Annotated in this window: 12 protein-coding genes; 10 read left to right on the forward strand and 2 right to left on the reverse strand. The window is 39.8% G+C overall.

Going from position 1 to position 13628, the window contains the following annotated elements:
• Window positions 1-49: 49 nt before the first annotated feature.
• Window positions 50-478, forward strand: coding sequence for an SRPBCC family protein (locus MKX60_RS07415; protein WP_341059440.1), 429 nt, complete (start codon window positions 50-52; stop codon window positions 476-478).
• A gap of 483 nt (window positions 479-961) precedes the next feature.
• Complete coding sequence (locus MKX60_RS07420; RefSeq protein ID WP_341059441.1) at window positions 962-4507, forward strand: alpha-amylase family glycosyl hydrolase; 3546 nt, start codon at window positions 962-964, stop codon at window positions 4505-4507.
• An 82-nt stretch (window positions 4508-4589) separates the two neighbouring features.
• Here MKX60_RS07420 and MKX60_RS07425 read toward each other — a convergent pair whose 3' ends face one another.
• Window positions 4590-5183, reverse strand: a complete 594-nt coding sequence (locus MKX60_RS07425; RefSeq protein ID WP_341059442.1) for a YdeI/OmpD-associated family protein — start codon at window positions 5181-5183, stop codon at window positions 4590-4592.
• A 188-nt stretch (window positions 5184-5371) separates the two neighbouring features.
• Entirely contained in the window at window positions 5372-6292 is a 921-nt protein-coding gene (locus MKX60_RS07430) for a phosphotransferase enzyme family protein (protein ID WP_341059443.1), read from the reverse strand.
• Between the two features lie 203 nt (window positions 6293-6495).
• Between MKX60_RS07430 and MKX60_RS07435 the strand changes: the two genes are divergently transcribed.
• The 8 genes from MKX60_RS07435 (at window position 6496) to MKX60_RS07470 (ending at window position 13574) form a co-directional block, all read left to right on the forward strand.
• Window positions 6496-7374, forward strand: coding sequence for an aminoglycoside phosphotransferase family protein (locus MKX60_RS07435; protein WP_341059445.1), 879 nt, complete (start codon window positions 6496-6498; stop codon window positions 7372-7374).
• A 229-nt stretch (window positions 7375-7603) separates the two neighbouring features.
• Complete coding sequence (gene ahpC / locus MKX60_RS07440) at window positions 7604-8167, forward strand: alkyl hydroperoxide reductase subunit C (protein ID WP_042192019.1); 564 nt, start codon at window positions 7604-7606, stop codon at window positions 8165-8167.
• 14 nt (window positions 8168-8181) lie between these two features.
• On the forward strand, window positions 8182-9711 hold the full coding sequence (ahpF, locus tag MKX60_RS07445) for an alkyl hydroperoxide reductase subunit F (protein WP_042192017.1): 1530 nt from the start codon (window positions 8182-8184) through the stop codon (window positions 9709-9711).
• A gap of 224 nt (window positions 9712-9935) precedes the next feature.
• Window positions 9936-10757, forward strand: a complete 822-nt coding sequence (locus MKX60_RS07450; RefSeq protein WP_341059446.1) for a methyl-accepting chemotaxis protein — start codon at window positions 9936-9938, stop codon at window positions 10755-10757.
• A gap of 114 nt (window positions 10758-10871) precedes the next feature.
• On the forward strand, window positions 10872-11588 hold the full coding sequence (gene deoD / locus MKX60_RS07455; protein ID WP_076285531.1) for a purine-nucleoside phosphorylase: 717 nt from the start codon (window positions 10872-10874) through the stop codon (window positions 11586-11588).
• A gap of 237 nt (window positions 11589-11825) precedes the next feature.
• Entirely contained in the window at window positions 11826-12836 is a 1011-nt protein-coding gene (locus MKX60_RS07460; RefSeq protein ID WP_081393157.1) for a cation diffusion facilitator family transporter, read from the forward strand.
• Window positions 12837-12909: 73 nt separating this feature from the next.
• Complete coding sequence (locus MKX60_RS07465) at window positions 12910-13230, forward strand: metal-sensitive transcriptional regulator (protein WP_042131123.1); 321 nt, start codon at window positions 12910-12912, stop codon at window positions 13228-13230.
• A gap of 107 nt (window positions 13231-13337) precedes the next feature.
• The gene (locus tag MKX60_RS07470) at window positions 13338-13574 is read left to right on the forward strand and encodes a glutaredoxin family protein (protein ID WP_060625785.1); all 237 of its coding nucleotides are present in this window, start codon (window positions 13338-13340) and stop codon (window positions 13572-13574) included.
• Window positions 13575-13628: the final 54 nt, after the last annotated feature.

The raw sequence follows: 13628 nt of genomic DNA on the forward strand, positions 1-13628 counted from the left end.
TATACAAATAATTACATAAATTAAATCCTTAAAAAAGGGGATGAGCAATATGGCAAATATCGAGCACTTGCAGACCGTGAATGTTCCAGCTTCAACGGTATATGAAGCATTAACCACTGCAAAAGGACTTTCAGAAATATGGACAAATGAACTAATAGTCAATGATCAGATCGGTTGTATAAATGAGTTTCGATTCGGCGGGAAAGGCTTAACAAAGATGCGAGTTGATGATCTTGTTCCCGATAAAAAGATTTTGTGGCAGTGTGTTGATTCAGATCCAGAATGGATAGGTACGACAATTTCTTTTGATATGAAGGAAAAAAACGGGAAGACTTCAATCATTTTTCGTCAGATGAATTGGGAGGAAGTGACCTCATTTTATCGCGTATGTAATTATAACTGGGCTATTTTTTTGTACAGTCTTAAACAGTATTGCGAAGAAGGCGAGGGTCTTCCGTATCATAAACGGAAGTTTTAGAACCATTGAAAACACGGATGGGTGACTAAAGTACATGATCCCGAGAACTGATTTCGAAAGTACTGGGTAAGTACGAAGAAGTTGTCACCCAAGTCTTGACAATCCTTCGTTCAACAAACGGGAAACCATAGTTCTATAAATAGCGGTAATCTAAGATTTTAATTTGCCTTGAACAACTGATGAATGAAAACGATTGAACTTTTGTGGTTAAACCATTAAATTTTTATGTTTTTAGCCTAAAAGATGCATTGACCCGGAAAAGGTTGGAGCCTATAATCATAAACAGGGAAAATTCATTAGATATGGAGCTATCTGTAACCTGAGGATTTCTCAATAGTTCTATTTGTAAACGCATACAATGAGGTTTTTCCATATTTTCTAAGAAGGAGGAGATTGATAAGTTAGATTGTTTCTTTTTTTCTCATTTTTGCAAACGTTTGCACAACGTAATTTGCACTTAAAATTAATAAGGAGGTTATTTAATTGGTACGAAAACAATCTAGGCGGTTTGTTTCTTGGTTGATCATTTTTTCGCTAATCTTTAGTTTATTCGGTTTATCGGGCGGGGCTTCAGCCAGCAACACTGATTATACAGTCTCCTATACGAACACCACAGCATCTTCTGTGACACTGCATTGGACTACGAATAATTGGACGAATACTACGGACACAGTCATGTCTAAAAGTGGGACCACGTTTACGGCCAACCTCAATGTGCAGGAGGGCGCAACACTCATTTATTGTTATCACATCACAGCCCCGACGGATAGCTGGGACAGCAACGGAGGGAAGAACTGGACGGTAGTTATTCCGGTTGCTGGGAAGTATGAAGCTGAGAGCGCAGCCTTGTCAGGTAGCGCAAAAATAAATACGAATCACACCGGATATACCGGCACTGGTTTTGTTGATGGATACACAACCACAGGAGCAACTACCACCTTTAATATTCAATCTTCCGCTGCAGGCGCCTATAATGCCACGCTTCGCTATGCCAATGCGACTGGCAGTGCCAAGCAAGTTTCCATTTATGTGAATGGAGCAAAGGTAAAGCAGACCACTTTAGCGAACTTGCCAAATTGGGATGCATGGGGTGACCAAACAGAAACGCTCTCCTTACAGGCAGGAAATAATACGATCGCTTACAAATTTGACTCGGATGATACTGGGAATATCAATATCGACTATCTAACTCTTTCAGCCACAGCAACGCCAACGCCTACCGCAACACCAACACCAACCGTAACACCAACAGTGACTCCTACGCCAACACCAACCGTAACAGCTACACCAACACCAACACCAACACCAACACCAACACCAACACCAACACCAACACCAACACCAACCGTAACACCAACACCAACCGTAACACCAACACCAACACCAACACCAACTTCGGCTGGCTTAACGGTTCATTTTAAGAAACCAGCAAACTGGAGCTCAACGATCCGAATCCATTACTGGAATCTGAGTCCGACAACGGTTCCAACAAGCGGAGCTTGGCCGGGAATTCTGATGAAATCGGACGGAAACGACTGGTACAGCTATACTATTGCCAACGCCACCGGCACAAGCCTTATCTTTAATGATGGAAACGGCAAACAGACGGCCGACTTGTCCCGCAGTGTAAAAGAGGGCTGGTATAACGCAGATAATGTGTGGTATGACGCTAATCCAGAAATTCCGAAGATCCCCGTGATTTCAGTCTCTCCTACGCCGAAGACATATGATTCTGCCCAAACTGTGAAGCTCTCCAGTATCAATACTGGCGATAAAATCTACTATACGACAGACGGGTCGACACCTACGACATCCTCTACCTTGTATACCACTCCAATCCAAGTGGCCTCTACTATGACCATTAAGGCTTTTGGTGTTAACTCCATCGGTCAAGCAGGCAGTGTAGGCACTTTTGCTTATGTCATTGACCTAAATCTCGACCTGCAGGCCCCAACGATAACCGCGAATTTACCTGTTGGGAATTCAAGCTCTGCCGTTACCGTCTCTTTTAATATAAAAGATAACAAAGCAGCAACGACCACCGCATATTACACAGATAATGGGACGGAACCAACTACCAGTTCAAATCTCTATGTCTCGGGCAATGCTTTAACTGCTCTAGCTGGACCGTCCATTCTTATTAATAAGACGACGACACTGAAATTCCTGGTGGTTGATGGTGCCGGAAATGAAACGAAACAGAGCTTTATCTATACGATTGGAAATAAAGGCGATTTCCGTGAAGACACCATTTATTTCGTAATTACTTCACGATTCTATGATGGTGATCCGAGTAACAATGTACATTCATGGGAGGATGCTAAAGCAGGAAATCCGGATTCAGACCCAGCTTGGAGAGGTGACTTTAAGGGTCTGATTCAAAAGCTCGACTACATCAAAGCGCTCGGATTCAGTGCCATTTGGATTACGCCAGTGGTGCAGAATGCCAGCGGGTATGATTATCATGGCTACCATGCGATTAATTTTTCCAAAGTAGATCCAAGGTATGAATCAGCGGGAGCCTCTTATCAGGAATTGATTAATGCAGCTCATGCCAAAGGGATAAAGGTTATTCAGGATGTTGTTGTGAATCATACCGGTAATTTTGGGGAAGAGAATCTGTTGCCTATGTTCAAAAAAGATCCGACTGCAGCGGACACCATAAATAACATGCTTAAAATTACGGATAAACTGCCAGCTAACTATGATACGATGACCCCTGATCAGCAATATCAGGCCAGACTCGCAATCATGAAAAATGCGGAAACCAACAATAACATGTATCACACCGAAAAAAGTCTTTCCTGGGAATCTTACACTGTACAGACAGGACAGATTGCAGGAGACGCTGTGGACTTGAATACGGAAAATCCTGTAGTGAATCAGTATCTAATTGACAGCTATAATCAGTATATTGATATGGGTGTTGATGCTTTCCGGGTCGATACTGTGAAGCATGTGAGTCGGTATGTTTTTAACAAATACTTTGTTCCTGCTTGGAAAACAAGAGGGGGCTCAAACTTCTTTGTCTTCGGTGAAGTGGCTACTCGGTACAGAGATGTATGGAATAGTGGGATTCCGGCAATATCGACTCCATTCTATACATGGAAAAGCTCGAAAGCCTATCCGGGTGATGGACAAAATGACTACGCTTCCAACAAGCTGTCAGTGGAACAAGAGTGGGCAGATAACTCTACTACAGCAGGGCAGCCAACCTCGAACAATGCTTTTTTAATAGGCAATAATTATCACGCGCCTGACTATTCGATGAAATCGGGTATGGATGTTATTGATTTCCCGATGCATTGGGCATTCAAGTCTGCACAGGAAGCATTCAGTATGAAGAGCGGTGATCAATATTATAACGATGCTACTTGGAATGTAACTTATGTTGACTCTCATGACTATGCACCTGACCAAGCCCCAGAGAATCAACGATTTTCAGGGACACAAGACACTTGGGCTGAGAATCTCTCGCTGATGTTCACTTTCCGGGGAATACCTGCGATCTATTATGGTTCTGAAATCGAGTTTAAAAAAGGATCAGTCATCGATGTAGGCCCGAATGCACCACTTAGCTCAACAGGGCGTGCTTACTTTGGAGATCAAATTGAGGGTAGCGTTACTGTTCAGGACTACGGTAAGTATACAAATGCTACTGGCACACTTGCCGATTCATTAAACTATCCTTTGGCAAAACATATCAGACAACTCAATTTAATCAGAAGAGCTGTTCCAGCCTTGCAAAAAGGCCAGTATTCCACAGAAAATGTATCCGGTGATTTGGCATTTAAAAGAAGATATACCGATAGCGCGAAAGGCATCGATAGCTTTGCGTTAGTTACGATCTCAGGAAATGCGACATTTACCGGAATTCCGAATGGAACTTACGTGGATGCGGTGACTGGCGATACCAAAAACGTTACTAACGGCACAATCACTCTGGTATGCTCTGGAAAAGGAAACGCTAGAGTGTATGTATTGAACGGTAGCGGTGGAATTGGAGTAACCGGAACCTACCTGAAGTAGTATAAAATCTTTTAGTAAAAAGAGAAGAAGCAACCTCAGTTCGGATTGTTCACCGATCTAAGGTTGCTTCTTCATATACAACTTAATCATTTAATCCTTTTCCATCCAGAATTTGCGGCATCCATTTTTCAACCCTAGATACTCGAGTTTTGGATTGCTTGGGTACAGAAAAATGATGAAGGTATGCTCTTTGCCGCCCGGGCGTCAAGGCTTCAAAAGCATTTTTCAAGACAGGCATTTCATCGAGTTTATTTTGAAACTCATCAGGAATGATGTAATCTGTATTCTTTTTAAATTCCACTTCCAAACCAGCTTTTTCAACTTCGATGGCTTCATAAATATATTCTTTTATGATGCTTTCTTTTTCAAGGATCTCTTGAACATTGGTGAACCGGATCTGGCGTGCAGCTTGTACATTCTCCGTTTGTTGAATCAGAATCCCATGGGTATCCTTTAATAAGACACCTTTATGAAATAGCAGTGCAATATATTCTTTAAATCCATGGATTAAGACTATGTTTTTGTTCTCAAACGTGTAACAAGGATGCATCCATTTAAAGTCTTCGGTCAACTCACAGTCAAGAACGATATTTCTCAACGTCTCGTATTCTTCCTGCCACTGTTTTACTTTCCTTAGAAATCCGTCCACCTTAGGATTCGTTTTACTATTAGTCATTAAGGAACACCCTTCTTCCTCGTAATCATATTAAGATTTCAACTTGCTTAGCTTGTCCCTTTTGTGGCTGATCTAATTGCATAGTTTGCATACTGACACTAGTAAAGCTAACATAAGATTAGATGTCTCTTATGGAAATGGCTAGTAAAACTTATGATAGCGAGGTATTTATGAACCGAATAGAAGTATCAATGTTTAATGCAAACTTCCTGCCACTTCATAAGCCAGTGATATTGTTGATCGCAAAATTCTTTGGATATACATTGTAATCCTTGGCATTGTACTATTCTTGAGATAATTTGAAAATGTCTGATCGCAATAAAATCGAAAATCGCAAGAAGTTCCCTGTCGCTCAGTGTGCGTATTTTACTATATCCATTATAAAAGCGTTCGTATAAACGTAAGGTTTGATCATACATTGATTCATGAAATTCATTAAAATGGGTATCATCACACATATATGCAACATCCATACTCGAATAATCACCTGAAGCGTCGTCAAAGTCAAAGAGAACATATTCGCCATGCTCGTTTCTGATCATATTTCCCGTATGAAGGTCACCGTGACAAAAGTTTTTTGGGAGCCTAGTGATGCGTTCCCATAATTCATTACCGTATTGATTAAGTTCTAGAATTTTTTCTGGATCAAAATGGAGTTCTTTCATATTGGAGATATAGCCATCGATGTAATCGACTTTCGTCCTGTTAATAAGTTTATTGGGATATAGTTTCATTAGGTTATGGAGTTCTGCAATCTGATTTCCGATACTCTCGGCCTCAAGCTTAACCTCGGGCATTGCGCCCTCGACATAATCGTATAATATACCTACGCAGCTACCAACCTGATTACTAAGCATAATATGGCTATCATTTTCGACAGTTCTAACCACAGATACTGCTGGATATGAATTTGCTTTTAAATAATCTAAGATCTGAACTGTCTGCAAGGCGTCATCCGATTTAAAGTTACGGTATATTTTAAACATATACTTTTGTTCTTGATTCTGTAAGTAATATACTTTACCGATCATTTCTCGATGAAGTTTGATATTCTCTATATTTATTTGATAGGCTCGCTTGATTTCACCGATAAGACTATCAACTTTCATGAGCTGAATTCTCCTTTGAGTAGAACTTGGGCTATATAAATTATCTTTACTGTATATCCAATATGTAAATACTAACGATAGCTTATGTCACAAACAAATATACGGAAGTATTTTACAATAATGACAGCGAAGTTGAATATGGGCTGTTCAGCGATATTTTTTTATGATAGGTGACAAATAACTTTTGTTTGGAGAGATAAACATTGAATACAATTACCGTAGATTTAGTTGCAAGATTAATTAATGAACAATTTCCCGCGTGGTCCGATTTAGAGATTAGACCAGTAAAATTCAGCGGGAATGATAATCGAACGTTTCATTTAGGTGAGCATATGAGCGTGAGGTTACCAAGTGCAGCAGCTTATGCTCCACAAGTAGAGAAAGAGCAACTATGGTTGCCCATATTAAGTAAAGAACTCACGTTACCTATTCAAATACCATTAGTCAAAGGGAAGCCTAACGAAGAGTATCCATTGCCGTGGTCTATCAATAAGTGGGTAGAGGGTGAGACATTAACGTACCAAAATATTAATAATCTTAACCAGTTTGCAAGAGATTTGGGAGCATTTTTAATAGAATTACAATCTATTGATGCTAGTGGGGGACCTTTAGCAGGAGAACATAATTTCTATAGAGGTGGATCTTTAGCTGTATATGATGAAGAGTCTAGACATGCGATTGAGCATAATAAAGATATTTTTAAAGAAGATCTATTGAGAAAAATCTGGGAATTAGCATTAGATTCTAAATGGAATTCCAAGCCGGTTTGGGTTCATGGAGATATTGCGCCAGGGAATTTACTAGTCAAAGATGGAAAGCTGTGTGCAGTCATTGATTTCGGAATCTTGGGTGTAGGCGATCCTGCTTGTGATGCGGCAATGGCTTGGACCTTTTTTGATGAGGATAGTAGAAAGGTATTCAAGAATGTATTACAGATGGATGAAGAGACTTGGAATAGAGCAAGAGGATGGGCTTTATGGAAAGCGTTAATCACATATAATGGAAATCGGTACTCTAACCCAAAGGTAGCGAGAGAATCTTTAAATATTATCAATTTAATAGCAGATGACTTCGAATTGTAGAAATTGCTCTACATAAAACATGTAAACTAACCCATACTAGTTCATAAGTATGATAATTTATGAACATTTAGCGACTGACAACGATTATCATATTAGAATTATTATAAATAACTTGACAGGCCTTAATTTGGTTAATTATAATAATTACAAATAGTATTCAGATATGTGATGTTTGCAGATTTGAATATTGTATCCACAAAAAATAAAACTTAAAGGAGATTTAAATAATATGTCACTTATCGGAACAGAAGTCCTACCATTCAAAGCAAGCGCATTTCAAGATGGGAAATTCATCGATGTATCAGAAGAAAACTTTAAAGGTAAATGGAGTGTAGTTTGCTTCTACCCAGCTGACTTTACATTCGTATGCCCAACTGAACTTGAAGATCTGCAAAACCAATATGAAACCCTAAAACAATTGGGTGTTGAAGTATATTCCGTTTCCACAGATACTCACTTTACACATAAAGCATGGCATGAAAGCTCTGCAGCTATTGGCAAGGTAAAATACATTATGATCGGCGATCCTTCTCATGTGATTTCCCGTAACTTTGATGTTCTGATCGAAGCTGACGGTCTTGCTGATCGTGGTACATTCATCATTGATCCAGACGGTATTATCCAAACCGTTGAAATTAATGCTGGTGGTATTGGTCGCGATGCTAGTGCACTTGTTAACAAAATCAAAGCAGCACAATATGTACGCAATCATCCAGGTGAAGTTTGCCCAGCGAAATGGTCCGAAGGTGCAGAAACTCTTAAACCAAGTCTCGATCTTGTAGGTAAGATTTAAGGAGCGAAAGCTAAATGAAATTAGATCAAGAAATAAAAGCTCAACTAGCTCAATACCTAGAACTCTTGGAAGGCGACGTAGTACTGAAAATCAGTGCAGGCTCTGACGAAGCATCTCAAGAGATGGAAGCGCTGGTTGATGAAATTGCCAAAATGTCAGCTAGGATAACGGTAGAAAAAACCGAACTGCCTAGAACCCCAAGCTTTAGCGTAAATCGTGTGGGTGAAGATACGGGCGTAACCTTTGCTGGAACTCCGCTAGGACATGAGTTTACTTCATTAGTGTTGGCTCTATTGCAAGTTAGCGGAAGAGCGCCTAAGGTTGAGCAAAGTGTTATTGATCAGATCAAAAGCATTAATGGCGAATATAAGTTTGAAACTTATGTCAGCCTAAGCTGTCACAATTGCCCTGATGTTGTACAAGCACTGAACCTAATGAGTATCTTCAATCCTGGCATTACCCATACGATGATTGACGGCGGAGTGTTCAAAGAAGAGGTAGAACGCAAAGAAATTATGTCTGTTCCAAGCGTTTACCTTAACGGAGAATTTTTCGAAAGTGGTCGTATGACGGTTGAAGAAATTCTAGCTAAAATGGGTAGTACTGTAGACGCATCAGAGTTTGACAATAAAGCTCCTTATGATGTTCTTGTTGTTGGCGGTGGCCCAGCAGGTGCAAGTGCAGCAATTTACGCAGCGCGTAAAGGAATTCGCACAGGGATTGTCGCTGAACGCTTAGGCGGACAGGTTAACGACACACTTGGCATTGAGAACTTTATCAGTGTAAATTACATTGAAGGTCCTCAGCTAGTGGCTAAACTCGAAGAGCAAGTGAAAGAGTATGGCATTGATGTGATGAAGTTACAACGTGCCACACGTTTAGATAAGAATGATTTAATTGAAGTTGAACTCGAGAACGGTGCTGTTCTAAAGAGTAAGACGGTCATTCTGTCGACAGGTGCTCGTTGGCGCAATATGGGTGTGCCTGGTGAAGCTGAATTCAAGAATAAAGGCGTAGCCTACTGCCCACACTGTGATGGTCCTTTGTTTGCAGGCAAAGATGTTGCCGTTGTCGGCGGCGGTAATTCAGGGATTGAGGCAGCTATTGACCTTGCGGGTATAGTGAAGCATGTAACGGTTCTGGAATTTGCTCCAGAGCTCAAAGCAGATGCTGTACTGCAAGATCGTCTCTACAGCCTACCTAACGTTACTGTGCTTAAAAACGTGCAAACGAAAGAAATTACCGGAACTGATAAGGTAGATGGTATTTCTTATATCGATCGTGCGACAGAAGAAACTCACCATATTGAATTACAGGGTGTGTTTGTACAGATCGGTTTGGTTCCGAACACAGATTGGTTAGGTGACATGGTTGAACGTACTCGCGTTGGCGAGATCGTTGTAGATAGCCATGGTGCCACAAATGTACCAGGAGTATTTGCTGCTGGCGATTGCACTAATAGTGCTTATAAACAAATCATCATTTCGATGGGATCCGGTGCAACTGCAGCTTTAGGTGCATTTGATTATCTGATCCGCAACTAATCGATACTGTTAATTAAAGCAAGTAACCCAAAGCCCTCACTTTTCACAAGGTGGGGGCTTTTTTGTATGCTATCCGTATGTTATGAGAGAAAAAGGGGATTTGTAAACTTTTTTGGAGGATTTTATGAGAATTCCTCGAATACATATTTCAAATATGAATTAAGCAAAATTGAGAATTTAGCACGGTTGGAAAAACCTTTTGCTGGAATGGAGACTATATTTCTGTGATTAATAATATTGAATCTTTAGACAAATTTATCGCGATTATACCTATAATAAAATTATCTGTTCCGGCTGATTTATCCATAGCCATATGTGATTTGGAACGGTTTGTTGCTTATTTTCCTGGCAATACCATTAATTTAAACATTACCGAAGGACAGCTTTTAAACAAAGAAGAACCGCTTTACATAGCTATACGAGAGAATCAAGAATTAAAGTCCGATGTTCCGGCCAACTTCTATGGATTTGAGTTTACGGGTACAGCGACACCTCTTCATGATCAAAACGGTCAGGTCATTGGCGGGATTGCAGTTCAGATTCGTAGACAAAGTGAATTAAAGGCTATTGTAGAACAAATCTCAGAATCACTGACCCAAGCTAATGAGCAAATCAATAATATTTCGTATGGATCCAATTCACTTGCGGATTACTCTCAGCAACTACTTATTCAATCCCAACAAGCTGGTAAGGATGTGGAGAATACTACAGAGGTCCTATCGATTATTAAAAAGGTTGCTGACCAAACGAATTTACTCGGGCTGAATGCAGCCATAGAAGCGGCTCATGCAGGTGAGAAGGGAAGAGGATTTGAAGTCGTAGCTAAGGAAATTCGGAAATTTTCACGGGAAACCGTTTCTTCTACTCAAAACATAAATGAAACCATGCTACAGATTAAGGGGATTACGAACCAAATGGCTAATTCGATAGAGAAGATAGCGGCTATCGGACAAGAACAGGCTGCATCTGTTCAGCATACTTCTGCATTTATCGAGGAAATAAAAATAATGTCTCAAAAGCTTAACGAGTTTGCGAATAAATTGTAGCAAGAGAATCAGTTCTTTTTTTGTTGAAACAAAAGAATATTTTAAACGTATATTTAAATTCATGGATGGTATAGTAAGATAGTAGTTGAGTAACAAACTTAGGAGGAATAAATTATGTCAACGCCGCACAATGCAGCACAAAATGGTGAAATCGCCAAAACAGTATTAATGCCAGGAGATCCGTTAAGAGCGAAGTATATCGCAGAAACCTATTTGGAGAACCCAACCCAATTTAATACGGTACGGAATATGTTTGGATATACAGGCACTTACAAAGGTAAAGAAGTGTCAGTAATGGGTTCGGGAATGGGAATGCCAAGTATCGGTATTTATTCTTATGAACTATACAAAAATTATGGTGTGGAAAACATCATTCGTATCGGTAGTGCAGGTGCCTACACAGATAAATTGAATTTATTTGATGTGGTACTGGCGGATAGTGCGTGGAGTGAATCTACATACGCCTATGTGCAAAGTGGTGTAGAAGGAGACGTACAGCTGCCAAGTAAAGAATTGAACGAAGTCATTGAAGAAGCGGCTAAACGTATTAACAAGCCACTTTTGACGGATAGAATTCATTCAAGCGATGTATTCTATCATGAAGATAACGTGCCAGGCCACAATGAATTTTACAATGAACATGGCTGTGTATGTGTAGAAATGGAGAGCTATGCATTGTTCCATAATGCGAAAGTATTAGGTAAACAAGCAGCATGTATTCTTACTATTTCAGATTCATTAGTTACTCATGCAGTAACCACGGCAGAAGAAAGACAAAATTCTTTCAACAGCATGATGGAAGTTGCATTAGAAGCAGCGATTTCTCTTTAAGATTAAGAAGTGAAAGATAAACTAAAACATCTTTATACAGAAATTGTATAGAGGTGTTTTTTTGTGTTTTCAAGACTAAAGAGGATATACCCTTAGGTTCGTTATTGACAAGAAGAAAAATCCAGATCATAATAACATATGAGCACTTGTTCATATGTTATTATGATCTGGAGCTTTTGAATACCACTGCGCGCGCATACAAATACTATCTTGCTGAAGGTAAATAGGAGGTAAATCATGAAGGACAAGAAGAATAACCACAATCATCAGATTGAGCATGTAGACAGGCAACACTCCGATCACGATCACAGCGATCACAATCACTCCCATGCAGGACATGATCATTCCCATGGGCCTCACGGTCATCATCATTTTGATCCTAGCGGAAACAAAAAAGGACTAATGATTGCATTAATAATTACAGTAGGAATTATGTTTTTGGAGTTTTTTGGCGGACTGATCACTAACAGCTTAGCGCTGCTATCGGACAGTGGGCATATGCTAAACGATGCAAGCTCCTTAGCATTAAGTCTAGTGGCGGTCTGGTTTGCAACTAAACCTGCATCTCCCAATAAAACGTATGGATTTCATCGGTTTGAAATTCTAGCGGCACTATTGAACGGGGTCACCTTATTTGTAGTTGCTGGTTTTATCATCGTGGAAGCTTATGGCCGATTCTTCGAGCCGCCTACGGTTGCAAGTGGTTCTATGATGCTGATCGCATGTATAGGTCTTTTAGCCAATGTTGCTAGTGCTTGGTCTCTTATGAGAAAAGGAGATGTAAAGAATAACATTAACCTTCGCAGCGCTTATCTTCATGTGCTTGGCGATGCTTTAGGCTCGGTAGGAGCTATTATTGCAGGTTTAGTTATGATGATTTTTGACTGGTATATTGCTGACCCGATTATAAGCGTACTAGTTGCTCTATTAATTCTTAGAGGTGCTTGGGGAATCATCAAACATACCGTTCATGTTCTTATGGAAGGTACACCGATTACAGTGAATCCTACTGAGGTGAAGGCAGTTCTAGAAAATATCGAGGGCGTTATAAATGTTCATGATCTTCATATTTGGACAATTACCTCGGGTCTTGATTCACTAAGCTGCCATCTCTTAATCAAAGATCAGGAAGATGATCAACGTATTTTGCAGCAAGCCATTCAGTTAATAGCGGAACGCTTCAAAATCCAGCATACTACTATTCAAATTGAGACATCGGTGATATCCCATGAAGTGATGAAAGTCTAATTATATTTTATATTTTGAATAGATTAGGGGGGCTATAGTATAATAAAACTATATGGAAAGGAGTGATTGGTGCATGGAAGATCATACGCACGAGCACGAATCATGTAGCACGGGTGAACGAAAAAGTCATCACTCTGAGAAGACTAAAAAGAACCTGGTTAGCCGACTCAATAGAATTGAAGGACAAGTAAGAGGGCTAAAGGGATTAATTGAGAAGGACACCTATTGTGATGATGTGCTGCATCAAATCTCTTCGGTCCAATCTGCTTTGAACGGCGTAGGAAAGCTTTTGTTAGAACATCATATGAAGAGCTGTGTCGTAGAACGAATTCAAGATGGTGAAAATGAAGTGTTAGATGAGTTATTAATTACCATCAATAAATTAATCAAATAATTGATAATAGAAAGGATTCGTTGGAATCCTTTTTTATTTAGATTCATATATAGTATAGGGGGGTATACTAATGTTGTTAGAAAATATACTGAAGGAGGACGACCCATATGAACGTAGAGGTATTTACAACACCGACTTGTGAGGATTGCAGAAATTTTAAAAAGTTCTTAAGTGAGCATCATATTCCATTTACTGAATTTAATATTGCAGATCATCCTGACCATGCAGATACGTTATTTAATCGAACGGGAAAAAGATTGGTTCCTACCATTTTCATTAACAATCAGGTATTCTTCGGATTTGTGTTCAATCGTCAAGAAATTGAGAAACAGCTGCTTGTCTAATGTTCAGTTCGGACAATTTCTCTGAGCATGATAAGTTAGCTCACGATTGGGTAT

Source organism: Paenibacillus sp. FSL R5-0914 (assembly GCF_038004525.1).
In the GTDB taxonomy this organism is placed as follows: domain Bacteria; phylum Bacillota; class Bacilli; order Paenibacillales; family Paenibacillaceae; genus Paenibacillus_AQ.